Origin of the sequence: Vibrio antiquarius (assembly GCF_000024825.1) — a bacterium.
GTDB classification, from domain to species: Bacteria; Pseudomonadota; Gammaproteobacteria; order Enterobacterales; family Vibrionaceae; genus Vibrio; species Vibrio diabolicus.
In genome coordinates, this window is the sequence record NC_013456.1 from 197,920 (window position 1) to 222,913 (window position 24,994).

A 24,994-nucleotide genomic window follows, 5' to 3' on the forward strand; every position below is an offset into this window, starting at 1 on the left:
TCTCTGGGGTTACAATCAATAGAATTTCATTCTAAATTTATTGATCGGCAAGAAATCTCGAGCTTGGTTTTCTTCCTTCACTACTGCTTTGGTGATTTTCAACAAGCCTTTACCACAAATTACAACGGGGCAGCCATTTTCAACAAATATCACTTTACCAACATGCCTATGCTCACAAACCACATCCTGTACTACTTCAGCATCCAAGACCACCACTTTATTCTCATCAACATTAGTAATAGCTCCAGAATATGGGTACCCTACAGAATCAATAAATCGTTTAATGTATGCAGAACTTTGATTCCAATCGATCTCATAATCAGATTCGTCTCGCCATATTGAATATGTCGCTAATGACTCATCTTGTTGTGAGGATTTTATCTCTCTTCCGGAATATAAACTATTAAATATCAAATCTGCCAGTTTTATATAATTGAGGTTATTCACTTCAATTGCATCAGATAATTTTATTGGATAGTCAATAAATGAAGTAGCTTGTGCAATAATATCACCTTTATCATACTCATCTGAACCAAATAGAGCTGTAACACCAATTTCATGCTCACCATTAATTAAACTATTCACTAGCGGAGCAAAGCCTCTATATCGAGGTAAAATAGAGTCATGGAAAACAATTAACTTGCTATCTTCGATACTTCTAATCATCCAGCGCCATGACACTGCTAACACATAGGATTCTTGAGGTATTGTGTAAGTGTCATTATGATAATAATACTGAACACCGTAGTTGATAGCTAATTGTCTCAAATTTTCACTATAATCATCTTTAATATTTTTATCTTTTCCTATAACAAGGAAATCAACAATTTCTCGATATTTTTCAAATAAAAGGGTAGCAACTTCATACCCTTTTTTAGTCATCGCATGTAATACTATTTTTTTACACATAACAATACCTGAAGCTTGGACTCGTTTTGGGTAATCTCTATTTAGCTTGATGAGCAATCATCACAAATAATTTTATTTAAGTATTGTCCGTAGTCATTTTTTAACATTGGTTGAGCAAATTGGATAACTTGAGAAGTTGATAACCACCCATTGCGCCACGCAATCTCTTCTAAACAGGCAACTTTAAGACCTTGAACATTTTCAATGGTTTGAACAAACGAAGAGGCTTCATGCAGGCTTTCATGTGTTCCAGTATCTAACCAAGCAAAGCCGCGCCCTAGTAATTGAACATTCAGGTCACCTTGCTCAAGGTACATTTGGTTTAGCGTCGAAATCTCTAACTCACCACGAGATGAAGGTTTGACTTTTTTTGCCAATTCGACGACTCGGTTATCATAAAAATATAGCCCAGTGACAGCATAATTGGATTTAGGCTTTACTGGTTTTTCTTCAATCGAAATCGCCTGCATATTGGCATCAAATTCTACAACGCCAAATCGCTCTGGATCTTTAACCTGATAACCGAATACCGTCGCACCACGGCTCTTCATCGCAGCTTGCTGAAGAATAGGAGTGAACCCTTGTCCATAAAAGATGTTGTCACCCAGCACTAAACATACTGAGTCATCGCCAATGAATTCTTCGCCAATGATGAACGCTTGAGCTAAGCCATCTGGACTTGGTTGAATCGCGTATTGCAACTCAATGCCAAACTCTGAGCCATCACCTAATAGGCGCTGAAAACCCTCCTGGTCTTCTGGCGTGGTGATGATCAAGATTTCACGAATGCCCGCAAGCATGAGTACTGACAACGGGTAGTAAATCATTGGTTTGTCATAAACCGGCAGCAACTGCTTAGAGACACCACGTGTAATAGGGTAAAGGCGAGTGCCCGAGCCGCCTGCTAAAATAATGCCTTTCATTATTCGCCCGCTCCTAGTCGCTCAAGACTGTATGAGCCATCAAGCACACGCTGCCACCATTGCGGATTATTGAGGTACCATCCCACGGTTTTGCGAATACCGCTTTCAAACGTTTCTTCTGGCGTCCAGCCAAGCTCTTGAGCGATCTTGGTGGCATCAATTGCGTAACGCACATCATGACCAGGGCGATCTTTGACATAAGTGACCAAAGATTCATACGACTCGACCCCGGCCGGCTTGTCTGGTCGCAACTCTTCAAGCAAAGCACAAATGGTTTTCACCACTTCGATGTTTGCTTTTTCGTTATGGCCACCAATGTTGTAGGTTTCACCGACTTCACCTTCGTTGACCACTTTGTACAGCGCGCGAGCATGATCTTCCACGAACAGCCAATCTCGGATTTGCATACCATCGCCATACACAGGCAACGGCTTGCCGTCGAGGGCATTTAAAATCATCAGAGGGATCAACTTCTCAGGGAAGTGGTACGGGCCATAGTTGTTGGAGCAATTGGTGACAAGTGTCGGTAAACCATAAGTACGTTGCCAAGCGCGTACAAGGTGATCGCTCGAGGCTTTTGACGCTGAATATGGGCTGCTCGGCGCGTATGAAGTGGTTTCGGTGAACAAATCATCCGTTCCCTCTAAATCGCCGTACACTTCATCCGTAGAAATATGATGAAAACGGAATGCCGATTGGCGCGCTTCATCTAGGTTCGACCAATATTGACGGGCCGCTTCGAGCAGATGGTAAGTGCCCATCACGTTGGTCTCAATAAAAGCAGCAGGACCATCAATAGATCGATCGACATGAGACTCAGCCGCTAAATGCATCACCATATCAGGTTGATGCTCTGAAAACACGCGGTCTAGTTCAGTTCGGTCACAGATATCCACTTGCTCGAAGTAGTAACGTTCACTCTCTGAGACATCAACTAATGATTCTAGATTCCCTGCGTAGGTCAGTTTATCTAAATTGATAACGGTATCTTGGGTGTCACGAATGATATGTCGGACAACAGCTGACCCAATGAAGCCAGCTCCACCGGTTACTAATATTTTCTTCACGAATGTTACCTACGTTAATTTGTGTGTCATCAGATACACATGAATACTTATGATTGTAGTTTATGGACTCACTCGAGCGTCGTTGGACACAAGAAAGGCTTACTTAGGGCAATCAATTATAAAATGATAAAAAACCCAATTAAATTTGAGAAGCGTAACCGTCCTGCAAACGCTCAAAATCTGACTCTTGCCAAATAATCTGTCGCTTTACACGCTCTTTATTAAATGAACGCAGAAGTCTATTTAGATTTTGATGCTTCCAGTCACCAGAAGTTTCAAAACGACACTTATCAAAATCGATAATCCATACCTTATCTTTGTCGTCGATCAAGATATTGTGGATATTCAAATCGGTATGGTTAACGCCAACCTGATGCATCTTGGCAATTTCTTGCCCTATTTTCTGATACATTTCTACCGATAAAGACTGTTCTTGCAAGATACTAACCAGATCTCTGGCGTTTGGGATTCGCTCACTTAATAAATCAGCTTGATAGAAGAGTCCTGACTTTACGGCTCTTGCTGCAATAGGACGAGGAACGTGCACCCCAGCCTCAATTAGCGCCAACAAAAGCTGAAACTCTTGCGCACAACGGGTGTTATCCCAGCCAGAGAACCAATAATGATCGTTAACTAACTTCCCAAACAAACCGCCACGACGGTAATGACGCAGTGCCGCTTGCATGTTCTCTAGTTGGATAAACCATGTCGTGCCTCGTCCCGTCGCACTGCCAACCACCTTGTCTAAGGACTGCCAGTATTCCGCATCAAATATCGGTTGGCTAGGATCTGTAATGATCTCGTCATCAAACCATATCACTTGGTTGTTGTTTTTGTACTGTTGAGTCATGCGCTCACCCTCTAGCCTAAATATCGGCTGGCTAATATATACAACCAAGTAAATCCGGCGAACGCCAATGCAACCATAACGGCAGCAGAGCCTATGTCTTTAGCTCGACCACTGAGTTCGTGCCGCTCAATACCGATACGATCAACCACAGCCTCAATAGCTGAATTCACAAGCTCTACAATCAAGACTAACACCACGACCCCGATCATTAAGATACGCTCAACCATGCCGACATCCACTAACCAAGCCAAAATCACAGCGATACTCAACAGAGCCAACTCTTGTCGAATGGCGGCTTCATGCTTAAAAGCCGCTTTTAATCCTTGGATCGAATAACCCGTCGCTTTAACGATGCGCTTTAGCCCGGTATTACCCGGTTTGCCAGATTCTTGCGATTGATGCGGTGTTATCTTTGACATTGCAGAACACTTATCAGTACTTAGCTATATTCGAGCCGTGTATTTTACATTTATTGGGGATGTCTGCATAATTTACCTGCCTCTATTCATCGAATCAGACAATAATTATGTTCACTTCTGCCCCATCGTCATTATGCATCTTGCGTTTGTCCGCTATTGGAGACGTTTGCAATACCATCGCCACCGTTCAAGCTGTTCAGAAACACTGGCCTTCGACTCAGATTACTTGGATAACGGGTAAACTTGAAGCCCAGTTATTAGCCACCATTGATGGCGTAGAAGTGATTGTTTTTGATAAAAAAGCGGGACTCGATGGCTACAAATCGCTTTGGCGACAGCTGAAAGGCAGAGAGTTTGATGCGCTATTGCATATGCAGTACGCGATTCGAGCGAGTGTCGCAACGTTGGGCATTAAAGCAAAATACAAACTTGGTTTCTCTTCTGATAGAAGCCAAGATTTTCAGACGCTATTTACCAATGTCAAAGTGCCTTCCCCGCAATCTCTGCATGTCGCAGATGGCTTAATGGCCTTTGCCCATCAAATTGGAGTACCAAAGGCAGAACTGGACTGGGTACTTTCTTATTCAGATCACGACCAAGCTTGGGCAGAGTCTCATATTTCTCGTAATAAACCTAACCTGCTGATTGTGCCTGGTGCGAGCAAAGCTTATAAAAACTGGAACGCGGAAGGTTATGTGGATGTGATTCATCACGCCAGAGCTAAAGGCTGGAACGTGATTCTGGCAGGTAGCCCAGCTCAAGTTGAACTGGATTTGGCTGAAGCCATTCAATCTCGCTTGGAAGAACCGTGTCTAAATTTAGTTGGACAAAGTTCAATTCTGCAAATGCTTGCGTTAATAGATAAGGTTGAAATGGTCATCGCCCCCGATACCGGACCAGCACACATGGCGAATGCCATGAAAACGCCAATCATCGGGCTCTATGCACACCATAATCCGCTGCGAGTAGGACCTTACCGTTATCTAAAATACGTTGTCTCAGTGTATGAAGAAACGATCTTTGCGGAAACAGGTAAAAACAGTCACGAGTTAAGCTGGCGAACTCGCGCTAAAGATGAAACGGCAATGAACCGCATTACCAGCACTCAAGTAATGAGCATGTTCGATCAAGTCTTAGAAGATTTGTATCCTCAATACCAGTAAACTTACTGTCTTGATTTGTTAAGAAGGAAATGACCTTGTCCAAACCAACCTTAGCCGTTGCCTTAATTGTAAAAAATGAAGAGAAGCACTTACAAGCTTGTCTAGACACAGTAAAAGATTGGGTCGATGAGATTGTCCTTCTAGACTCGGGCAGCACCGATCGCACCGAAGAAATCGCCCGACAATACACAGATAAGTTTTACACCAACCTAGATTGGCCAGGTTTCGGTAAACAACGCCAACTTGCGCAGCAATACGTTACGGCAGACTACGTTTTATGGCTTGATGCGGACGAACAAGTCACTCCAGAGCTAAAAGAAAGTATCTTACACGCGGTATCAGCCAATAAGCCGAACGTTTTATACAAACTTAATCGACTAAGCTCAGCGTTTGGTAAGTTCATCTACCATTCTGGTTGGTCTCCAGACTGGATTGTGCGCTTATATCGCACCGAATATACGCAATATAATGATTCGCTCGTTCATGAAAAAGTTGATGAGAAAAACTATCAAACTGAAAAACTGGATGGTCGACTGCATCACTACACTTACGAGCACCTTCATCATTACATCAATAAAACCACTGGCTACCTCAAGGCCTGGACGGATGAACGTGAAGGTAAAAAGAAAGCGGGTTTAACGACCGCTATCGTTCACGCTCTTGCTAGCTTTTTGAAGATGTATGTGCTCAAACGAGGCTTCCTTGATGGCAAACATGGTTTCATTCTAGCTTGGCTAAGCATGCACTCTACTTTTGTAAAATATATCGATCTCTACTTACGTGAACAGGCAAAAAAATCATGAAAACGACTTTAATTATCACCACTTACAACTGGAAAGAAGCATTAAAAGCGGTGTTAGAAAGCGTGAAACGTCAAACCGTTTTGCCTGATGAAGTCATCGTTGCAGATGACGGTTCTCGAGACGATACCAAAGCAATGATCGACCAACTGCGTGACGGCTTTCCCGTACCACTTATTCATAGCTGGCACGAAGATAATGGCTTTCAACTTTCAATGAGCCGCAACCGTGCTATCGCAAAAGCATCAGGTGACTACCTCATCATGATTGATGGCGATATGGTGTTGTCTCAAACGTTTATTGAATCACATAAACAAGTCGCAAAGCCAAATTGGTTTGTGCAGGGTGGACGTGTGTTAACGGATGAAAACTGCAGCAAGGCCATCATGGAAAACGGCTTAGTGCCTTCTATCTTCAGCAAAGGCATTCGCAATCGTAAAAACTGCATCACCAACGCTTTGCTATCGAAATGGTTCTCTTACGAGCGCAATAACGATAAAGCCACTCGCGGTTGCAACATGGCGTTTTGGCGACAAGATGTCATCGAGGTGAATGGCTTCAACCAAGATTTTGTTGGATGGGGACGCGAAGACAGCGAGTTTGTTCATCGCATGTTGAATGCGGGTAAGTCACGTCTTTACCTAAAATTCGCAGGTGTAGGCTACCACTTATACCACGTAGAAAACTCTCGTGCGTCATTGAGCCAAAACGATGAAATCTTAGATAATACCATTAAAAACAAGCTTAAGCGTTGTGAGAATGGTGTTGATCAGTTTATTTCAGAGGATTGCAGCGATGAATAAAAAGGTTATCTATCCTGGAACTTTCGATCCAATTACCAATGGCCATTTAGATTTAATCGAACGCACAGCAAAAATGTTCGACTCAGTAACAATTGGAGTTGCAGCTAGCCCTTCGAAAAACACCATGTTCTCATTGGATGAGCGTGTAGAACTGGTACACCAATGCTGTCAACACTTAAGCAATGTCAGCGTTGTCGGCTTTAGTGGTTTACTTGTGGATTTCGCCAAAGAACAACAAGCTTCGATCCTAATCAGAGGACTTCGCACAACAATGGACTTTGAGTACGAGTTTGGTTTGACGAGTATGTACCGTAAGTTACTACCCGGACTAGAAAGTATTTTTCTTACCCCTTCAGAAGAGTTCGCGTTCTTGTCCTCAACAATAGTAAGAGAAGTAGCGATTCATGGTGGAAATGTCGCCCAATTCGTTCCGAGCCCTGTAAACACAGCCATCTTAGAAAAACTACGTTCAGCATGAAAAAGTTAAAGTATTACTTATCTAACGGAATACTCGCTTATTTACCTTCTTTTTTGTTTCGTTATTCCGCAAAAAAACTATTAGCACAAGCCCCAAGTTATGATGAAGAGTACTTGCGTGAACGCGTTAATTATTACAATAAACATACCACGAGCTTCGAGCTGACTCCTCCAGATCTTACGAAAGTAAAAGACTTTAAAAAAACGGGCGGCAGCGCTTATTACTATGATCTATTGAAGGTTATTAAATGCTTCCCCAAAAAGGCTGTCTTCAAATATGTCAATGGCGATGTCATTGATGTACCAAACGAGCCGAGTTTTTTAAAAAGTCGACCTATTAAAGGAGAGAACACCAACTCGGTCCTACTAAAGCTAAACGCCGTTAGACACTACTTTTTTGTGGACAAAGACAAACCGTACCAAACTAAAAAAGACATGATTGTATGGCGTGGGACGGGATTTCGACCAAATCGAAGAAAACTACTTTCTCGTCATTTCCATAATCCTCGCTGTAATATCGGTCGAGTGGATACGCAGGATAAAGATCCAGAACAACTGAGCTACGTGACCCCTTCAATGAGTATCTCAGAACAACTTGAGTACAAATTCATTTTGAGCTTGGAGGGAATGGACGTCGCAACCAATCTTAAGTGGATCATGTCCTCCAACTCTTTGTGCTTCACCCCTAAGCTGCGCTATGAAACATGGTTCATGGAAGGAAAACTAAAAGCGGGTGTGCACTTTGTTCAAGTCAAAGATGATTTTTCTGACCTAGATGAAAAAATGGACTACTACTTAGAACACCCTGACAAGGCAGAAGAAATTATACAGAATGCTCATCAGTGGGTTGAGCAATTTAAAGACACCAAACGAGAAAGGTTGATTTCTCTATTGGTCGCAGAGAAGTATTTTAATCTTGCAGAAACGAAGAAAAGGGTTACCTAAATCTATTAGGTAACCCTGAAATAACTAGTAGTTGTACTTAATTTTATTGATAACACGCTGAATCATGTTAAGGGGATTAAAAGTCTTTTTCCCCTTACGTTTATTAGCAATACTAGTCAGGTTATCTTCTCTTTTCGCTACCACTATTGGGCTGATGTAACCATAACAACCACTTAATTTGGGAATCGCTAACCACTTGTCAATTGGCACAGCATAAGCCGTTTTTCTCATGCTGCTTAATAGATCTCTAGCTCTCAATGGTGTAATGCCATAACACACAGTTGGAAACGGCTTCTTTTCTTTTACATCTGATATTTTAAAAGGTTTTTCTGGGTCTAAAATGTAGCAGAAGTTAGTAAAATTCACTAAGCCACAACTTTGGATATAAGATAGTACGTCATCAGCAAGTAATCTTGATGCTTCACCGATGAACTCAATATTGTCTTCAAGAACAATCGCAGGCGTTCCAGACGCAACAATCAATTCCCATGCTTGAGAGTGTGTCTTAAAACAACCAATCTCTCCAGCCATGATCGCTTTTTGGCGAAACTTATGAGAGTAACTTTCATACTCTTTCTCTAGCTTAAGAAGATCATCATAAGAATCTGAGTAAACAAATTCAAAATCGATACCCTTTAGGTAATTTTGAATGCGATTTACTCGCTCTTCATTTCCAGTTGTAATAACAAACACTTTCAATGGTGTATTACTGCTTAGTTCCACCGTTAAACCCTCAGCTGATTTAGTGCAGCTCAATATAGTATCTACCCCCATAATTATTAGCAAGGATACTCATTGTTGAGCGTGAACTATCAATAACTCTCCAAGCCTATTATTTCTGACACTCACTACAAAAGAAGGTATTACGCTGCCCTATTTTTAGCTCTTGAAGTCGTTCGCCGCACTCTGGGCATGGCTCTCCGGCTTTTCCGTAAACTAGTAACTCTTGTGCAAAGTAACCCGGCTTTCCATCGGCTTGCGCAAAATCTTTCAGCGTAGTCCCACCTTGCGTAATGGCAATCTCAAGTGTCATTTTGATATTTTCAACAAGTCCCCCCCACTCTTGAGAAGTCAGCTTACCTGCAGGCCTTGAAGGGTGAATTCGAGATTTAAACAACGACTCATTCGCGTAGATGTTCCCGACACCAACCACGACTTTGTTGTCCATGATGAACTGCTTGACGGCGACACGCTTATTTTTAGCTTTCTCCGCTACATATTCCGCATTGAACTCTTCAGTTAAAGGCTCAGGCCCCATGTTTGCTAGTACAGCATGTGACTCGCCAGGAGCACACCACAGCCATGCCCCAAAACGACGCGGATCGTTATAACGCAGTATTTTTCCACTGCTTAGTTTGAGATCCACATGATCGTGCTTTGCTGGCGGAAAGTCGGCATCTAGGACACGTAAAGACCCCGACATGCCCAAGTGAACAATGGCTGTACCTGTGTTTGTCTCGATCAGTAAGTATTTTGCGCGACGGCTAATCGCACGGATCACCTGCCCTTCCAATTTTTTAAGCTCTATAGGAATATCCCAGCGCAATTTAGGCGTTCGAAAAGTAAACGACTGGATCGTTTGTCCAACCATGTGGGGGCTAATCCCCATACGACTGACTTCAACTTCTGGCAACTCAGGCATTAGATTCTCCAATTCACCGGCTAATAGTTCTCGCTGCTAGCATAATCGAAAAGAAAAACGATAAATAGGGAAGCTTGTTAGGGGTATAGGCGCAAAAAGGCTCTACTCTGGCATAAGGTAGTTTTCATCGACGGAGATAGCTACCCATTTGTCTTGCCAGGTTTTAAATAGCCAGAAATCAGGTAAACGAAAGAAAGTCACCCGCTGCGGCTCTTCGAGATCCTGATACCAGACTTCTACCGTTTCAGGTACCATCAGGTTAGGTTTTAAATGATCGTACTGTTCAGAGGTAAGCTCGGTCCCTTCCAATGATTGCCAACGTGATACAAGTTCACTGATCGGTGCATCGACTTTGATGTTAGATTGCCATCGTCCATCATGCAGTTCGAACTCCCAGCCACTATAGTACAAAGACTCCACCGTATAGTCGGAGCGAAGTACATTTGGGTAGGGGTCTGCTTGGTCTGTTAATAGGTAAGTTTTGATCCACATCGGCGCATTTAAGATCACTATAAACGCGATAATGCCCAGAATAAGAATATTGTTCCATCGGCGGCGACGAGCCGGACTCACACGCATAACCATCTCTACTCTCTTATAGTTATGAGTAAACTACCAAAGAGTATTGAGCTTGACTAGAACAACGGTGTGCAAGTGTGTAGAGAATTGGTGGCAAAGCGGTAGAGAGCGATAAATCAAAAATTCTAGTGTAGCGTCGGACCGATAAAATGACTTCAGCAGTGCTTTATTATCCGATAACGTACTGAACACTTTTTCAGCACTTTTTATTCAGGTAATAAAAAACCCAACTCGAAAGTTGGGTTTTTCAATTCATCAAAGAGACTGAAACCAATTATTTGATTTTTGCTTCTTTGTACATAACGTGCTGGCGAACTACTGGATCAAACTTTTTGATCTCAAATTTGCCTGGCATGTTACGCTTGTTCTTATCAGTTGTGTAGAAGTGGCCTGTACCTGCAGAAGATACTAGACGGATTTTCTCACGAACGCCTTTCTTTGCCATTGCTTATTTCCTCTTAAACGTTTTCGCCACGTGCACGCATGTCTGCAAGAACAGTATCAATACCTTTCTTGTCGATGATGCGCATACCTTTAGCAGATAGACGTAGTTTAACAAAACGTTTTTCGCTCTCTACCCAGAAACGATGAGTTTGTAGGTTCGGCAGAAAACGACGCTTAGTAGCATTTCGTGCGTGTGAACGGTTGTTACCCGTTACTGGACGCTTACCAGTTACTTGGCATACTCGTGACATGAATGTCTTCTCCAAAATCGTTTCAGCTCGATATCAACCTTGGTGGCCGAACCTCTCTATCTCTCGAAAAGAAGTTAGAGGTTAAGAACCGCTATGGAAAATCCATACAAGGCTATCAAAGGTCGCGCATTATACTAACTTGATATGCATTGCTCAAGACCCGAACAGATCCTTTTTACAGGTTTTCGTGATCTTTTTTTAGACAGCAGATTTTTTTAGCAGTCCAAGCTGAATTCAGTTAAAAATTTAGTGGCGTGGATGATAGCAGATTTTTAGCAACTAACAACCTAAAAAACGCACAGTTATATCCAGCCTCTTTCAGCAAAAGAGACACTTTCCCCATCTCCGATGACGAAATGGTCCAAAATACGAATATCCACCAATGCTAATGCGTCGGTGAGACGCCTTGTAATCCTTCTGTCAGCTTGGCTCGGCTCAGCAACGCCTGAAGGATGATTGTGCGCCAAAATCAAAGCCGCCGCATTATGATGCAGAGCTCGCTTGACGACTTCTCTCGGATAAACCGACGCGGCATCCAACGTTCCTTCAAATAAAATTTCATCTTTTATCACTCGGTGCTGGTTATCGAGAAAAAGAATATAAAAAGCCTCTCTTTGCCGATCCCTTAAAATAGAAGACAGATATAACTTAGTTTGGTCGGGACTGGTTAAGGCATCACCACGCTTTAGCGTCTCCGCCAAGTAGCGTTGCGTCATTTCTAGTACCGCTTGCAACTGAACATACTTGGCTTGCCCCAATCCTTTGTGACGACAAAACTCTTGCTCTGATGCTGAAAATAGTTGTCTGAGCGAACCAAAGTCTTGAATAAGGAAGTCTGCAAGCTCAATCACGTTCATTCCGCGGGTGCCTGTGCGCAAGAAGATGGCCAGTAGCTCAGCATCGGTCAATGCTTGCGGTCCTCGTTGCAACAACTTCTCTCTGGGCATGGACTCAGTTGGCATAGCTTTCAGTATCATCTGATGTCTCTTTATATGGAAAGTGCCCCTATTCCACAAAACAAAAAGCGAAAGTCGAGTGTGACTTTCGCTTTCTTCGTACCATCAGTGCTTTCAATGCAACTTAACAGTTCATCAGAGTTTAAAGTTGCCAACCAAGCCGTGAATTTCTGTTCCAGACTGTGATAGCTGCGTGCTGATTGACTCGGCATGCTGCAACGTCTCATTAATGTTGTTCACGATCTGTTGAATAGCCACTAAGTTTTGGTTGATGTCTTCTGCAACCGCACTTTGCTCTTCGGCGGCAGACGCGGTTTGAATACCCATATCTCGAATCGTACCGATAGAATGATGAACACCAGAAAGAGATTGCTGAATGAGCGCGGACTCTTCCGCCGTTTTTACACCTCGTTTTTGGCTCACCGACATCGTACTGACCGCTCTTGATACACCATTTTGTAGCTGCTTGAGCATGTCGCCAATTTCATGAGTACTATTTTGTGTACGACTGGCTAACGAGCGAACTTCATCCGCAACGACGGCAAACCCTCGACCTTGCTCACCGGCTCTAGCCGCTTCAATCGCCGCATTTAGGGCCAACAAATTCGTTTGCTCGGCTATCTCACCAATCACATCCAGTACTTTGGTTATTTTCTCGGTTTGTAAACTCAACTCAGAAATTGCATCTGACGTACTGTCTATCTCCATTACTAGCTCGGTAATACCTTCTATTGCTTGTTCCACTTCACGCTGAGCTTCGGTAACTTGACTGTTGGCATCCTCAATCGCCTGCGCGGTCGCATTGGTATTGCTGGCTACTTCTTTGGCTGTCATGCTCATTTGTGTCACTGCCGTCACGACTTTGTCCGTCTCTAAACAGTGATCCTGCATTTGACCGCTCGCTTGGCTGGTCTGAGTGTTCAAGCTTTGAGAAACGGTCTGTACTGTCGTCGCAGAGCGGTGGATATCCTGCATCAGTGGGTGCAGCTTATCCATAAACTCATTAAACGCGGCCGCCACTTCACCGACTTCATCCTGACTTTCGACTTTTAAACGAGCCGTTAAGTCACCGCCGCCTGCGGCTACATCTTTCAATGACGCCGCGACATGTTGTAATGGCTGAATGCCTTTCGACACCACGATACTGGTGAGAACACTGGTAATGATCAACCCAATAACGGAAATCAACACGGCAGATAACGTATGCTCTTTTAGTTCTTGAGTCTTTAACTCTCTGTGCATCGCAACTTGCTGGTCGATGTCATCAATATAAACACCAGTGCCTAAAACCCAGTCCCATTTCGATAGATATTCTGCATAGCCTAGCTTAGGCGCTTGTGCGTCAATGGTCGGTTTGTGCCACGAGAAATAGAGGAATCCATCTCCTTTTTGAGAAGCATCAATCAAGCCCGCAATAACTGCGACCCCATTTTCATCTTTTAAGTCGTAAAGGTTTTTACCCTCTAAAGAAGGTTTGATGGCATGTAACGTATTCACACCTTGAGAGTCGTAGGCAAAAAAGTAACCATCGCTTTCAAAGCGCATGGCTTTCAGAATTTCTTTTGCTGCCTCTTTATTACTTCCATTTACATCCGTGTCGTATAACGGTTTTATCGCAGTCACACCCATCATCATGTAGGCTTGTAACTCTTTCTTTTTCGTTTCGATGAGCTCTTGCCTGTCTCTTGCCAGCTCCGCTTCCAAACTTTTACTGCTGTTGATGTAATACACCACTGAGATCAAAGTGGTGATCAACAACAACGGAATTAGGGTTATCAACAGCAATTTGTTTCGACTTTTCAACACCATGGTTTCCAGTACCTCTTTTTCTTTTCAGACTTGCAAACTCCGCGCAACTTGTCTGTGAGGTAGGCGCGAATTTTCCCTTCCTCGGTCAGATTAATACTCTGGAGTTTGATGTGAATTATCTTCTCGTTATATATGCTCGGGCGGTCAGACTTTGAATTGTGTTAAAATCCGGTCATCAAATTGGAGATCTCACATGCAAACACTAGCAGGAAAGAAAATTCTACTCGGCATCAGTGGCGGTATTGCCGCGTATAAATGTGCGGAGCTAACCCGTCGCCTCATAGAGAGAGGAGCGCAAGTTCAAGTGGTAATGACGAAAGCAGCAAAAGAGTTCATTACCCCTTTAACCATGCAAGCCGTTTCGGGCCGTCCTGTCTCAGACAATTTATTAGACCCAGCAGCGGAAGCCTCTATGGGCCATATTGAATTGGCCAAATGGGCAGATTTAGTACTACTAGCGCCAGCGACCGCGGACTTAATCGCGCGCATGTCTGCAGGTATGGGGAACGATTTGCTTACCACGCTTGTGCTCGCTACGGATTCCCCTGTTGCTGTATCTCCTGCGATGAATCAACAGATGTATCGCAATCTCGCAACCCAAGAGAACATCTCAACGTTAGCGCGTCGCGGTATGCACATCTGGGGTCCAGCGGCAGGAGAGCAAGCCTGTGGTGATGTGGGACCAGGTCGAATGCTGGAACCAATGCAGCTAGTGCATCTATGTGAACAGTTCTTTCAACCAAAATTGCTAGAAGGTAAGTCGATACTCATCACCGCTGGCCCAACTCGCGAAGCGATTGACCCAGTGCGTTACATTACGAATCATAGCTCCGGTAAAATGGGCTATGCATTGGCGAGCGCCGCAGCGCAGATGGGAGCCAAAGTCACCCTCGTGAGCGGTCCTGTCAGTTTAAATACGCCCGTAGGTGTTGAGCGCATTAATGTTTCCAGTTCACAAGAGATGCACGAAGCCGTTATGGCACACGCAAACAAGCATGATGCGTTTATTAGCTGCGCTGCTGTTGCCGACTACCGCCCACAAACGATCGCGTCTCAAAAGTTGAAAAAAACTGAAGGCAATGACGAAATGGTCATTAATATGGTCAAAAATCCTGATATTGTTGCTTCTGTAGCAGCAATGACGGAGAAGCGTCCGTTTACCGTCGGTTTTGCGGCTGAAACCAATGATGTAGAGACCTATGCTCGAGGCAAGTTAACAAAGAAAAACCTCGATATGATCTGTGCGAATGACGTTTCGGTTGCAGGGCAAGGATTTAACAGCAACGACAACGCGATTACCCTGTACTGGCCTGAGGGTGAACTTGCGCTCGCTTTAGAATCAAAAGAAGCATTGAGCTTTAGAATTCTCGAAAAAATGCATCACTTGATGTAACTAACGTTTGAAAACCCTGCCAACTTTTCACAAAAGCTGGCATAAATTTGGTACAAACATGACAACTAAGGGTGTTAAATCTCCCATTCCACCCTTAGTGGTCTAGTTTGAGGCGAAATAGCGTCTTATAATCCCCTCCGCTCAACTTTGTATTTTGAAAGGAAGTAACTAATGGCCGGCAGTAAAAAATCCAACCGTCGTGAAGAGATCTTACAAGCATTGGCAGAAATGCTTGAATCAACAGAAGGCGCTTCACGCATTACTACGGCAAAACTGGCCAAGCAAGTCGGCGTTTCAGAAGCCGCGCTGTATCGTCATTTCCCAAGTAAAGCGCGCATGTTCGAAGGGTTGATTGAGTTCATTGAAGAAGCCTTGATGACACGTATCAACCGTATTCTAGACGACGAAAAAGATACTCTAGAGCGTATTCGTATGGTGATGCACCTGATTTTGGCGTTCTCTGAACGTAACCCTGGTCTGACACGCATTTTGTCGGGCCATGCTCTAATGTTTGAAAATGAACGCCTACGTGAACGCATCAATCAACTCTTTGAGCGCATAGAAACACAATTGCGCCAGATCCTGCGTGAACGTAAGATTCGTGAAGGGAAGTCTTTCCCTGTCGAAGAGCGCATCCTAGCCGCGCAAATTCTGGGACAAGTTGAGGGTAGCCTAAACCGCTTTGTGCGTAGCGACTTTAAATACCAGCCGACTGCAAACTTTGACGAGTACTGGGCGCTTTTGAGTGCACAAATAAAGTAAAAGATTATGAGTAAAGACAAATACACGCAGCCCGAGTTTTCTCTTTCACTTCTTCACCCTCGTAACTGGGGCGTATGGCTTGGTTTTGGTCTGTTGGCCATCCTCGTCAATATTCTTCCTTATCGGCTGCTGCTTTCATTAGGTCGTTCACTCGGTAAACTTGGCATGCGCTACGGTAAAAAGCGTGTCCACGTTGCTCAACGTAACTTAGAATTGGCCTTTCCAGACAAAACACCTGAAGAGATTCAACATATTGTTGAAGAGAACTTCAAAAATACCGGTATGGCACTCATAGAAACCGGAATCACTTGGTTCTGGCCGACTTGGCGCTTTAAAAAACTTATCGTCGAGAAAGATCTCGGCGCACTGCGTGAAAAAGCCAAAGAAGGTAAAGGCGTCCTACTTTGTTGTGTCCATGCTCTTAATCTAGAGATCACTGCACGTGCTTTCGCCGTGCTCGGCGTGGCCGGGTACGGCGCGTTTCGTCCGCATAATAATCCTGCTTATAACTTTATCCAGTATTGGGGACGGACACATAACGGCAATAAACTGATTGATCGTAAAGATGTGAAAAAGATGATTCGTGTATTACGCAGCGGTGAGCGTCTGTTCTATCTGCCGGATCACGATTACGGTCGAAAAAAATCTGTATTTGTGCCCTTCTTTGCCGTAGACGATGCGTGTACTACAACTGGTACAAGCATTCTGGCGTATACCTCAAAATGTGCGATCATCCCAGGCTCAGGGTTTCGCAATGGTGAAGGGAAATACGACATCATCGCCGATAAGTGCATTGAAGCCGACTATCCACAAAAAGACGAAGTCGCCGCTGCCGCTTACATGAACAAGTATGTGGAAGAGGTCATCCTACGCGCTCCAGAGCAATGGATGTGGCTCCATAAACGCTACAAAACCATGCAAGATGAGCATGTCGAGAAAGGCATTCGCTATAAGTAAGTCGTCAAGGCGATAAATCCAAAAACAAAAAAAGGGCAGATGGATATCCATCTGCCCTTTTTACTTTTTCAGAAAAAATAACAAATTAAATGCCGTATTCCGAGCGATAGGCTTTAACTGCTTCCAAGTGCTCAGCAGCGTCACCTTTCTCTTCTAAGTAAGTAACAAGATCACCCAAACTTACAATTGAAATCACGGCACAACCAAAGTCACGCTCAACTTCTTGAATCGCAGAAAGCTCGCCCTTGCCCTTCTCTTGGCGGTCGATAGCAACCAACACACCCGCAAGGTCAGCGCCATTTGCTTTAATAATTTCCATCGATTCACGAATCGCAGTACCTGCTGTGATTACGTCATCCACTAGCATGATTCGACCTTCAAGCGCAGAGCCTACAAGGTTACCGCCTTCGCCGTGATCTTTCGCTTCTTTACGGTTGAAGCAGTAAGGCGTGTCGATATCGTGATGATCCGCCAGCGCGACTGCTGTTGTCGTTGCAATAGGAATACCTTTGTACGCAGGGCCAAACAGTACATCGAATTCAATGCCAGAATCAGCGAGCGCGGCTGCGTAAAAACGACCAAGACGCGCTAGGTCACGACCAGTATTGAAAAGACCAGCGTTAAAGAAGTACGGGCTTTTACGGCCAGATTTCAAAGTAAACTCACCAAACTTAAGAACTTCTTTCTCAAGTGCAAACTCAATAAATTCACGCTGGTATGCTTTCATTATTTTCTCTCTATGTCCTTGGTTTCTTGTGTCTCTTCTCGACAATCATTCATTTCTCTATTGTCGAGATAAAAAAATAGCCCCCATAATGGGAGCTATTAAAATCAATTGGCTAACGCCGCCTTCTGCGCTGCGACAATTTCCGTAATGCCGATTTTCGCCGACTCGAGCAATGCCATCAGCTGTTCGTGACTGAACGGTTCACCTTCTGCAGTGCCCTGAATTTCAATCATCTTGCCTTCTTCGGTCATTACCACGTTCATGTCTGTGTCTGCCGCTGAATCTTCAACGTACTCAAGGTCACACAGAACATCATCGCCTAGCAAACCAACTGAAACTGCCGCTACGTGGCCTTTCATTGGATTCGCTTTTAGCTTACCGCTATCCACTAGGTGTTGGAACGCATCGGCCATTGCAACACTTGCGCCGCTGATAGATGCAGTACGGGTACCACCGTCAGCTTGGATAACGTCACAGTCAACGGTGATCATGAACTCACCCATGGCTTTTAGATCGACAACAGCACGTAGGCTTCGTGCAATAAGACGCTGAATTTCCATCGTACGGCCGCCTTGTTTGCCACTTGCCGCTTCACGACGAGTACGAGAATGTGTTGCTCGAGGTAGCATGCCGTATTCAGCTGTAACCCAGCCTTTACCTTGACCTTTTAACCAACGTGGCACAGATTCTTCGACGGTCGCATTACACAACACTTTGGTGTTACCGAACTCAACTAGCACTGACCCTTCAGCGTAAGCTGTGTAGTTACGAGTAATTTTGATAGGGCGAACTTGATCCGCCTTGCGATCGTTTGGACGCATGGGCATCTACCTTAAATATGAGGAGAAGACGATTTGGTTGGGCGAAGATTATAACGGAATCGATTCCGGATTCATAGGTTACGCCGCTGGCACAACATAAACAATCCATACATCCCGCGCACCTATCGACGCAGCGTGATACACTCTTGCAGTAATTTTCAAAAAATGAAGACAGGAAAATTCGATGATTTACAGTATGACAGCGTATGCACGCAAAGAAGTAAAAGGCGACTGGGGTTCTGCGGTATGGGAAATCCGCAGCGTGAACCAGCGTTATTTAGAAACATACTTCCGCATGCCAGAACAATTTCGTGGATTAGAGCCCGTTTTACGCGAGCGTTTTCGTAAGCGCTTAGCGCGAGGCAAAGTGGAATGTAATCTGCGTTTTGAAGCAAACCCTGCAGCAAAAGGTGAGCTTAGCATCAACGAAGCGCTTGCTAGCCAAGTAATTAAGGCCGCTGAACAAGTCATGCACATGACTGGTGAACGGAGCCGAATCAATCCATTTCAAGTCATGCAATGGCCGGGGGTCATGGAAACGCCAGAGCAAGACATGGATGCGGTAAATAAAGTGCTACTAGAAGCGTTTGAAGGCGCAATGGATGAGTTTATTGAAGCGCGAGCTCGTGAAGGCGAGAACATGAAAGCGCTGATTGAACAGCGTTTGAACGCCATTTCTGCAGAAGTCGTAAAAGTGCGTGCGCGCATGCCAGAAATTTTAGAATGGCAACGTGAGCGACTATTCTCGAAGTTCGAAGACGCTAAAGTGGAATTGGATCCGTCTCGTATCGAGCAAGAACTGATTTTGCTAGCGCAAAAGTCGGATGTTGCTGAAGAGCTCGATCGCTTGGACTCTCACGTAAAAGAAACCACAAACATTCTGAAAAAAGGTGGCGCAGTGGGTCGTCGTCTGGACTTCATGATGCAAGAGTTCAACCGTGAATCGAACACGCTAGCGTCGAAATCCATCAGCACAGACATCACCGCATCGGGCGTTGAACTGAAAGTTCTGATTGAACAGATGCGTGAGCAGATCCAGAATATTGAATGATTTCCACACGCTTCCATATTGTTATTTAAAGCAATAAATATCAAAAACTTAAATATAATAAAATTCCATACAGGTCCATAGAGAACCACCTTTAACCACCACCAACTGGTGGTTAAAGTGGTGGGTATGTTACACTACTATTAGAGAATAATGGTGGGTAAAGTAAGGTTCTGCCGATTTGATGGGTGTGGAGTTAGGTTAGGATGTCTCAGTTAACAGTTAAGAAAGTGGAAGCATTAATTAAAACTAGTGGGGATAAAACAAAGCGCTATGGTGATGGTGGTGGTTTGTATTTGGTTGTTCCCCATTCTGGCTATCCTAGCTGGATGCTACGTTTCACATCTAACAAAAAGCGCCGCGAAATGACACTCGGCAAAGTCAGTGACATATCTTTGCGTGACGCCCGACTCCTAGCTGCCGAAAAAATGAAACAAGTCCGTGAAGGGTTTGATCCGCTTATACAACGCAAGCGCGCAGAGCAAGAAAAAATAAAAACCGTTAACGACTTATTTTCAGACTGGTATCCATCCCTAGAAAAACGTTTGAAGCACCCTAACATTCCTAAACGTGTCTTCTTAAAAGATATTGCCCCTCATATCGGCGCTATCCCGCTTGAGCAAGTCAACGCTCGTGATATTCGTACCACTATTAATGCCATTACTGCTGCTGGCAAACCCGCAATTGCGAATGACGCCCTTAACTATTGTAAACAACTGTTCAACCATGGAATGAAGCTCGACCTCATGCAAGGTAATCCTGCTTCTGCATTTACGGTTCGGGATGCTGGCGGTGTGGAAAAGAGCAGAGATAGAGCCTTAACTACCGAAGAGCTCAAGCAGTTTTTTAATACCGCTAAACAAAACCCGATGAGCTTTACCCGTGACAACTATTTAGCATGCGCCTTACTAGTGTGCTTAGGTGTGCGTAAATCCGAGCTGTGCGAAGCCAGATGGGAAGAGTTTGATTTAGAAAAAGCAGTGTGGGAACTCCCAAAAGAACGCAGCAAAACCAATGTCGCTCTTACTATCCCTTTAGCGACACCAGTATTAGAATGGCTTGAAGAACTGAAAGTGAGAAGCTTAGTCTCTGACTATGTATTCCCTAGTCGCCGATCCAGTAAAAATCCACATATGGGGACAGATACGCTTAATCGTGCGATTACCAAACTATTCGGACATGAACCTGGTAAAAAGAAACAGCCGCCAAATCTTATGGGGGATATGCCTCGCTTTACTGTTCATGACCTACGCCGTACGTGCCGAACCTTATTGGCACAACAAGGCACCCCCGGCCATGTGGCCGAGAGGTGCTTGAATCACAAGTTAAAAGGTGTTGAAGGGATTTATGATCGACATGATTATTTTGAAGAGCGGAGAGAGGCTTTAGATAAACTAGCATGGCAAATTGCTACCTTTACTTAAGTCATGAACAGATTATTATTCAAATAACAATAATTCCCCACCGCTATGTTTTGTTTTTAAGTTAAGACAGGGGTACAACAAGGTTTAAATTTCTATTTCTTTGTTAATTTTGGGCCTATATAACATATTGCCATTGTTTTTTCAGTCGATTTAATAGGAAACTCAAAGTGTATTCTAAATTGTCGTAACGATATTTTCGCATGCCAAGAGCAAAATAAGTTCTTACTTGCATCTCTTGGATCTTTAAATGTCATATCTTCTTTAAACTTAGCCTTGTTTGTAGCTGATTCATCTGTAATCTTGGCACCATCACCTAAAAAGTGTTTGTTTATTATTTCATGAGTTCTTTCTGTATACCCTCCAGACTCGTCTCTACTTTCAATAACTCTATTGAATATGTTCATGTAGAGCATTACATGTTGGCAAATAACACTACTAAATGGATGGGGGTTAAGGTAATCGCCTAGCTCATCACTTAATGATAAACCGGGAAAGGACTCTCTGACTAAATCTAGCATTTCATTCCATGAGGTAGGCTGTGGGATTTGGTTTTCTGCGCTTTTAACCAAGTCTTCCAGTGTCCAAAAATTATCAATCTTATGTGCAGTTATTGTTAGGTGGTCATCTATTTGGTTGACAACTAAAGGACTAGTAGTAAATTCGAACTTTGGTGTTTCCAAGCTATATAGAGCAGAGTAATTACCAATAATTTTTTGTCTAACAGACTCTCCTATAGCATATTCAGTTACAACTATATCAGAAAGCTCGAAATCGTCATTCTCAATCTGCTCCCTTATACTATCAATAAAAGGGCCTTTCTTGTCTAACCACTCTATAACTTGTCGAGTTAAATCTCTATCATTCTCAGCTTTGACAGCATCTCTAACTGTAGAGTCACCAACAACTTTCAAATTTGGTAGGTACTTTGAACAATACAAGCCATCTTTAATAATTTTATTACTCTGCCGAAGTTTCAGTAGAGATTTTAAATGTTCAATGAACAACTTGTTATTTTTATATTGCCCAGTAAATGAGACTTCGTTAATAAACCATGTCATAGCTACTACCAGCCGGAAAGTTCTGCTAGATCTTTTTCAGCCTGGTCAAAGAAACCTTCAGGCCACTCACTAACTCTACCATTACTATCTATAGACGGCGAAACAATATTTTCACTCTTAGAGTTGAAAAAATGAACTCCTACTTTATCACTTGCAATCAGTGAGCGTGACACCGCTAAACGTAATCCATTGATCACATGATCACTATGAGTTTCAACTATAACCTGAACTCCAGAATTACTTATAACAGATAGAAACTCCCCCATCTTTGATTGCCCTTGAGGGTGTAAGTGAGCTTCAGGGCTATCAATGACTAATACATCTCCGGGTTCAGCGAGCAAAGCAGAAACTACAATAGGAAAAGCATAAGACAACCCGTACCCTATGTTTGATGGATTTCTCCATTCACTAGTATTGTTATGACGAAATAGAAGTCGAACAAAGTTACTATTATCAATTAGCAAAGTGTCAGCTTCGGCGCCTTGAAAAATATCACCAAACCAAGCATTGAATTGACGGCGAAAACTATCAGCTGACTCATTTGGATGTCTCTTACTAGAGCTCACAACATCGTCTTTTGATATATCAAACAGCCACGGAGCAAACTCTCCTTTTTCACCAACATTGAACTCACTATTATCTAGAGAAGTGGGGTAGAGAGCATCAAGATCTTGCCTTCCTGTACTTAAATAGACAATATTCCTTATTGACGTAAATATAGTTGATTGGATTTCAGCCATTTTAGAGAAGAGAACTGAGCTGCTACGACAACTAAACGTTTCTTCTCTACCAATCAATGACAAGTCACTAATATCAATCGTTCTATCAGTGTTTCTTTTACTTATATCTAAAGATAAAGAAATCTTTTCTTCTTCATTTTCTATATCAATTTTGATGAGTTTTTCATCCGAGTGTTCATATAACACATCACCAGGACTTCCCAGACGAACAAGAGTACCATTTAAGCTAACTTTATCGTCTTGCCTAATATTTTTCAGGTTTTGAGAGAGAAGCAGGATAGACTGAATTGTAGATGTCTTTCCTGAAGCATTAAAACCAGTCAAAGCAGTAAGGTGTGATAAAGGTAAAATAAGCCTTTTAAAACACTTAAAATTCGTTAAATCTAATTTATTTATCATTTAAATTCGTCCAAACAAGTCATTACTTTGGAAAATCTCATATGTACTTTCCGAGTACTATTCGTACCAATAGAAATTGCGTCAAGAAACTCATTATCTAACAATAAGCTTTCTAGCTTGACCTTTAGTGTATCGGCATCAATCAAATCTAAGTCTACCGTAGATAAAGCAAAGCTGAAAACGTCGAACAACGCAATATTTATAACAGACCTCGCACTAAATTTAGTAGCTCCGAATAATGACTTCCTGAAAGAGTGGCTAGAAAATAGATGATAATTATTTTCTAATGCTAAGACAAATTTATTCTCCAAATTAGCCAATTCAGAGCTTTCTAACTGATTAAGGGTTTTCAAAGCTCGAGCAAGGAAATCATCCATATCTCCTTTATAGGATCTATACTCAAAAAGTGAAAAAGCTAAAAACCTATTAATAACTTCCCGATCTCTCATTGTCTTAGGGTCGAAACTCCCTCCGGTAACTTTCTTAAACACTTGCAACTCGGAAAGTCTTTTTACGAATTTAGTACCTTCTCCATTATATAAACAATTTCTCATTTGCTGCCGTGTTAGTGGACTTCCCCCATTAACACGGTCAAATATATCCAGTTTCGCTCTTTCAGGAGCTTTTTCGTCAAGAATATAAAAAATTAATTGCGTATCTTCTATTCTTTCTTGTAATTTTATCGGTAATTCACTAAACCTTTTGCCATTTATACCTAAGCCACGTAATGGAAACTCATCTTTAAGAAAACGGAAAAATGTAGTAAGCCGTTGTAAACCATCTACAACGACTATTCTTCCATCTTCGTCTTCTGCAACATAAAATACAGGTAAAGGAATCCGCATCAGACAAGACTCTATTAATTTAGATTGCATTGAAGACGTCCAAACAAACGCTCTCTGAAAGTCTGGGTCTAACTTAAAGCGATCATTAGTTATTCTCTCCACTACATTTTTTACAGTTCTCTGTTCCGTACGAATCAAAACTGTATTTAAAGGGTACTCCTCACCCCAGCCAAAGCTATGAATCATTTCTTCACTTTCGACTTCATACCCTTCTAGCTCGCCTTCTTCTGAATCGATAAGTTCCAAAAGGTCACTGGCATTCTTGGCTAAATCGAGCCTAAATCTAGGATACAAAGTATTAATCGCATTAATTAATGAAGCCGTATCTTGCTTATCTTCGCCTTTCACATATTGAATAGCATTATTTCTTGAACTTTGAAGGCCAATTACAGGGTATTGACTAAACTCTCGATAAAGCTTGGGAGTTGCTTCTAGAAAACTCGTAGAATTAAGGCTGTTTGGAAAGATGCTGATTAAGTCAATATGAATTGTTGCTTCTGATTGAAAACTAGATCTTCCATCTATTGCAACTATTTTACCGAGAGCTCTAATACCTTTTTGCCAACTTGTAGGTATGCCTTTGCTATTATCTGAACCTAAATATAAAAAACAGTACACCGCTCCATTAGCAAACTTATCAACAATGGCTTGTTCGACTTGATGACATCTAAAGATCAACGCAGTACTTTCTGTCAATGAACCTTTGTAAGAGTCAATTCTTTTAATATCATCGACACTATCCTTACCTAACCTTATAACAACAAAATCCATACTAACCTCTAC

The 24,994-nt window shown here is 42.8% G+C and carries 27 protein-coding genes; 10 read left to right on the forward strand and 17 right to left on the reverse strand.

From position 1 onward, the window contains the following. Positions 1-15: 15 nt before the first annotated feature. The 5 genes from VEA_RS00970 to VEA_RS00990 all read right to left on the reverse strand — a co-directional run bounded on the left by VEA_RS00970 (position 16) and on the right by VEA_RS00990 (position 4,168). A complete protein-coding gene (locus VEA_RS00970; RefSeq protein ID WP_006742521.1) occupies positions 16-909 on the reverse strand; it encodes a formyltransferase family protein in 894 nt (297 codons plus the stop codon). Between the two features lie 41 nt (positions 910-950). Further along, entirely contained in the window at positions 951-1,832 is an 882-nt protein-coding gene (gene rfbA, locus VEA_RS00975; RefSeq protein ID WP_006742522.1) for a glucose-1-phosphate thymidylyltransferase RfbA, read from the reverse strand. After that, positions 1,832-2,899, reverse strand: a complete 1,068-nt coding sequence (gene rfbB / locus VEA_RS00980) for a dTDP-glucose 4,6-dehydratase (RefSeq protein WP_006742523.1) — start codon at positions 2,897-2,899, stop codon at positions 1,832-1,834. Before rfbB ends, rfbA begins: the two co-directional genes overlap by 1 nt. A 139-nt stretch (positions 2,900-3,038) precedes the next feature. Next, a complete protein-coding gene (locus tag VEA_RS00985; protein ID WP_006742524.1) occupies positions 3,039-3,749 on the reverse strand; it encodes a 3-deoxy-D-manno-octulosonic acid kinase in 711 nt (236 codons plus the stop codon). An 11-nt stretch (positions 3,750-3,760) separates the two neighbouring features. Beyond that, entirely contained in the window at positions 3,761-4,168 is a 408-nt protein-coding gene (locus VEA_RS00990) for a diacylglycerol kinase (protein WP_012841189.1), read from the reverse strand. Positions 4,169-4,275: 107 nt separating this feature from the next. Here VEA_RS00990 and VEA_RS00995 point away from each other — a divergent pair, with 107 nt between their 5' ends. Genes VEA_RS00995 through VEA_RS01015 form a run of 5 tightly spaced genes read left to right on the forward strand, consistent with a single transcriptional unit; the run spans position 4,276 to position 8,356 of the window. Beyond that, entirely contained in the window at positions 4,276-5,331 is a 1,056-nt protein-coding gene (locus tag VEA_RS00995; protein ID WP_006742525.1) for a glycosyltransferase family 9 protein, read from the forward strand. Between the two features lie 35 nt (positions 5,332-5,366). Continuing rightward, complete coding sequence (locus VEA_RS01000) at positions 5,367-6,134, forward strand: glycosyltransferase family 2 protein (RefSeq protein WP_005395793.1); 768 nt, start codon at positions 5,367-5,369, stop codon at positions 6,132-6,134. Further along, positions 6,131-6,934 (forward strand): glycosyltransferase family 2 protein, encoded by an 804-nt coding sequence (locus tag VEA_RS01005; protein ID WP_006742526.1) that lies wholly within the window; start codon positions 6,131-6,133, stop codon positions 6,932-6,934. Before VEA_RS01000 ends, VEA_RS01005 begins: the two co-directional genes overlap by 4 nt. Beyond that, on the forward strand, positions 6,927-7,412 hold the full coding sequence (gene coaD, locus VEA_RS01010) for a pantetheine-phosphate adenylyltransferase (protein WP_012841191.1): 486 nt from the start codon (positions 6,927-6,929) through the stop codon (positions 7,410-7,412). The genes VEA_RS01005 and coaD overlap by 8 nt, the downstream gene beginning before the upstream one ends. Next, positions 7,409-8,356 carry a glycosyl transferase family 90 gene (locus VEA_RS01015; protein WP_006742527.1) on the forward strand — a complete coding sequence of 316 codons (948 nt, stop codon included), beginning with the start codon at positions 7,409-7,411 and terminating at the stop codon, positions 8,354-8,356. Before coaD ends, VEA_RS01015 begins: the two co-directional genes overlap by 4 nt. A 24-nt stretch (positions 8,357-8,380) precedes the next feature. Here VEA_RS01015 and VEA_RS01020 read toward each other — a convergent pair whose 3' ends face one another. The 7 genes from VEA_RS01020 to VEA_RS01050 all read right to left on the reverse strand — a co-directional run bounded on the left by VEA_RS01020 (position 8,381) and on the right by VEA_RS01050 (position 14,037). Beyond that, entirely contained in the window at positions 8,381-9,079 is a 699-nt protein-coding gene (locus VEA_RS01020; RefSeq protein WP_154647399.1) for a glycosyltransferase family 25 protein, read from the reverse strand. Between the two features lie 109 nt (positions 9,080-9,188). Continuing rightward, positions 9,189-9,998 (reverse strand): bifunctional DNA-formamidopyrimidine glycosylase/DNA-(apurinic or apyrimidinic site) lyase, encoded by an 810-nt coding sequence (gene mutM / locus VEA_RS01025; RefSeq protein WP_006742529.1) that lies wholly within the window; start codon positions 9,996-9,998, stop codon positions 9,189-9,191. Positions 9,999-10,100: 102 nt separating this feature from the next. Continuing rightward, positions 10,101-10,577, reverse strand: a complete 477-nt coding sequence (locus VEA_RS01030; RefSeq protein ID WP_041853004.1) for a hypothetical protein — start codon at positions 10,575-10,577, stop codon at positions 10,101-10,103. Between the two features lie 274 nt (positions 10,578-10,851). After that, the gene (rpmG, locus tag VEA_RS01035) at positions 10,852-11,022 is read right to left on the reverse strand and encodes a 50S ribosomal protein L33 (protein ID WP_004410866.1); all 171 of its coding nucleotides are present in this window, start codon (positions 11,020-11,022) and stop codon (positions 10,852-10,854) included. 13 nt (positions 11,023-11,035) lie between these two features. Then, entirely contained in the window at positions 11,036-11,272 is a 237-nt protein-coding gene (rpmB, locus tag VEA_RS01040) for a 50S ribosomal protein L28 (protein ID WP_005384783.1), read from the reverse strand. A gap of 302 nt (positions 11,273-11,574) precedes the next feature. Then, positions 11,575-12,249 carry a RadC family protein gene (radC, locus tag VEA_RS01045; protein WP_005395784.1) on the reverse strand — a complete coding sequence of 225 codons (675 nt, stop codon included), beginning with the start codon at positions 12,247-12,249 and terminating at the stop codon, positions 11,575-11,577. A 114-nt stretch (positions 12,250-12,363) separates the two neighbouring features. Further along, positions 12,364-14,037, reverse strand: a complete 1,674-nt coding sequence (locus tag VEA_RS01050; protein ID WP_012841194.1) for a methyl-accepting chemotaxis protein — start codon at positions 14,035-14,037, stop codon at positions 12,364-12,366. 193 nt (positions 14,038-14,230) lie between these two features. Here VEA_RS01050 and coaBC point away from each other — a divergent pair, with 193 nt between their 5' ends. From coaBC to VEA_RS01065, 3 genes are all read left to right on the forward strand, one after another. After that, complete coding sequence (gene coaBC / locus VEA_RS01055; protein ID WP_012841195.1) at positions 14,231-15,430, forward strand: bifunctional phosphopantothenoylcysteine decarboxylase/phosphopantothenate--cysteine ligase CoaBC; 1,200 nt, start codon at positions 14,231-14,233, stop codon at positions 15,428-15,430. 171 nt (positions 15,431-15,601) lie between these two features. Then, complete coding sequence (gene slmA / locus VEA_RS01060) at positions 15,602-16,192, forward strand: nucleoid occlusion factor SlmA (protein WP_005395778.1); 591 nt, start codon at positions 15,602-15,604, stop codon at positions 16,190-16,192. 6 nt (positions 16,193-16,198) lie between these two features. Further along, the gene (locus VEA_RS01065) at positions 16,199-17,149 is read left to right on the forward strand and encodes a Kdo(2)-lipid IV(A) acyltransferase (RefSeq protein WP_012841196.1); all 951 of its coding nucleotides are present in this window, start codon (positions 16,199-16,201) and stop codon (positions 17,147-17,149) included. A gap of 85 nt (positions 17,150-17,234) precedes the next feature. Here VEA_RS01065 and pyrE read toward each other — a convergent pair whose 3' ends face one another. Beyond that, complete coding sequence (gene pyrE / locus VEA_RS01070) at positions 17,235-17,876, reverse strand: orotate phosphoribosyltransferase (RefSeq protein ID WP_006741831.1); 642 nt, start codon at positions 17,874-17,876, stop codon at positions 17,235-17,237. 104 nt (positions 17,877-17,980) lie between these two features. Next, a complete protein-coding gene (gene rph / locus VEA_RS01075) occupies positions 17,981-18,697 on the reverse strand; it encodes a ribonuclease PH (protein ID WP_012841197.1) in 717 nt (238 codons plus the stop codon). Positions 18,698-18,881: 184 nt separating this feature from the next. Between rph and VEA_RS01080 the strand changes: the two genes are divergently transcribed. Together VEA_RS01080 and VEA_RS01085 are read left to right on the forward strand one after the other, a co-directional pair. Then, on the forward strand, positions 18,882-19,748 hold the full coding sequence (locus VEA_RS01080) for a YicC/YloC family endoribonuclease (RefSeq protein WP_006741829.1): 867 nt from the start codon (positions 18,882-18,884) through the stop codon (positions 19,746-19,748). 203 nt (positions 19,749-19,951) lie between these two features. After that, positions 19,952-21,169: a tyrosine-type recombinase/integrase gene (locus VEA_RS01085; protein WP_006741828.1), complete on the forward strand. Its 1,218-nt coding sequence runs from the start codon at positions 19,952-19,954 to the stop codon at positions 21,167-21,169. A gap of 92 nt (positions 21,170-21,261) precedes the next feature. On the opposite strand, the gene VEA_RS01090 is transcribed toward VEA_RS01085, so the two are convergent. The 3 genes from VEA_RS01090 to VEA_RS01100 are packed head-to-tail and all read right to left on the reverse strand — an operon-like array spanning position 21,262 to position 24,982. Then, positions 21,262-22,227 (reverse strand): hypothetical protein, encoded by a 966-nt coding sequence (locus VEA_RS01090; protein WP_006741827.1) that lies wholly within the window; start codon positions 22,225-22,227, stop codon positions 21,262-21,264. A gap of 5 nt (positions 22,228-22,232) precedes the next feature. Then, complete coding sequence (locus tag VEA_RS01095) at positions 22,233-23,366, reverse strand: AAA family ATPase (protein ID WP_006741826.1); 1,134 nt, start codon at positions 23,364-23,366, stop codon at positions 22,233-22,235. Next, a complete protein-coding gene (locus VEA_RS01100) occupies positions 23,363-24,982 on the reverse strand; it encodes a DUF262 domain-containing protein (RefSeq protein ID WP_006741825.1) in 1,620 nt (539 codons plus the stop codon). Before VEA_RS01100 ends, VEA_RS01095 begins: the two co-directional genes overlap by 4 nt. Between the last annotated feature and the right edge of the window lie 12 nt (positions 24,983-24,994).

Coding starts and splice junctions, on each gene's coding strand:
- VEA_RS00970 (WP_006742521.1), bottom strand. CDS start 909: ATGTGTAAAAAAATAGTATTACATGCGATGACTAAAAAAGGGTATGAA.
- rfbA (WP_006742522.1), bottom strand. CDS start 1,832: ATGAAAGGCATTATTTTAGCAGGCGGCTCGGGCACTCGCCTTTACCCT.
- VEA_RS00985 (WP_006742524.1), bottom strand. CDS start 3,749: ATGACTCAACAGTACAAAAACAACAACCAAGTGATATGGTTTGATGAC.
- VEA_RS00990 (WP_012841189.1), bottom strand. CDS start 4,168: ATGTCAAAGATAACACCGCATCAATCGCAAGAATCTGGCAAACCGGGT.
- VEA_RS00995 (WP_006742525.1), top strand. CDS start 4,276: ATGTTCACTTCTGCCCCATCGTCATTATGCATCTTGCGTTTGTCCGCT.
- VEA_RS01005 (WP_006742526.1), top strand. CDS start 6,131: ATGAAAACGACTTTAATTATCACCACTTACAACTGGAAAGAAGCATTA.
- coaD (WP_012841191.1), top strand. CDS start 6,927: ATGAATAAAAAGGTTATCTATCCTGGAACTTTCGATCCAATTACCAAT.
- VEA_RS01015 (WP_006742527.1), top strand. CDS start 7,409: ATGAAAAAGTTAAAGTATTACTTATCTAACGGAATACTCGCTTATTTA.
- mutM (WP_006742529.1), bottom strand. CDS start 9,998: ATGCCTGAGTTGCCAGAAGTTGAAGTCAGTCGTATGGGGATTAGCCCC.
- VEA_RS01030 (WP_041853004.1), bottom strand. CDS start 10,577: ATGCGTGTGAGTCCGGCTCGTCGCCGCCGATGGAACAATATTCTTATT.
- rpmG (WP_004410866.1), bottom strand. CDS start 11,022: ATGGCAAAGAAAGGCGTTCGTGAGAAAATCCGTCTAGTATCTTCTGCA.
- rpmB (WP_005384783.1), bottom strand. CDS start 11,272: ATGTCACGAGTATGCCAAGTAACTGGTAAGCGTCCAGTAACGGGTAAC.
- radC (WP_005395784.1), bottom strand. CDS start 12,249: ATGATACTGAAAGCTATGCCAACTGAGTCCATGCCCAGAGAGAAGTTG.
- VEA_RS01050 (WP_012841194.1), bottom strand. CDS start 14,037: ATGGTGTTGAAAAGTCGAAACAAATTGCTGTTGATAACCCTAATTCCG.
- coaBC (WP_012841195.1), top strand. CDS start 14,231: ATGCAAACACTAGCAGGAAAGAAAATTCTACTCGGCATCAGTGGCGGT.
- slmA (WP_005395778.1), top strand. CDS start 15,602: ATGGCCGGCAGTAAAAAATCCAACCGTCGTGAAGAGATCTTACAAGCA.
- VEA_RS01065 (WP_012841196.1), top strand. CDS start 16,199: ATGAGTAAAGACAAATACACGCAGCCCGAGTTTTCTCTTTCACTTCTT.
- pyrE (WP_006741831.1), bottom strand. CDS start 17,876: ATGAAAGCATACCAGCGTGAATTTATTGAGTTTGCACTTGAGAAAGAA.
- rph (WP_012841197.1), bottom strand. CDS start 18,697: ATGCGTCCAAACGATCGCAAGGCGGATCAAGTTCGCCCTATCAAAATT.
- VEA_RS01080 (WP_006741829.1), top strand. CDS start 18,882: ATGATTTACAGTATGACAGCGTATGCACGCAAAGAAGTAAAAGGCGAC.
- VEA_RS01085 (WP_006741828.1), top strand. CDS start 19,952: ATGTCTCAGTTAACAGTTAAGAAAGTGGAAGCATTAATTAAAACTAGT.
- VEA_RS01090 (WP_006741827.1), bottom strand. CDS start 22,227: ATGACATGGTTTATTAACGAAGTCTCATTTACTGGGCAATATAAAAAT.
- VEA_RS01095 (WP_006741826.1), bottom strand. CDS start 23,366: ATGATAAATAAATTAGATTTAACGAATTTTAAGTGTTTTAAAAGGCTT.
- VEA_RS01100 (WP_006741825.1), bottom strand. CDS start 24,982: ATGGATTTTGTTGTTATAAGGTTAGGTAAGGATAGTGTCGATGATATT.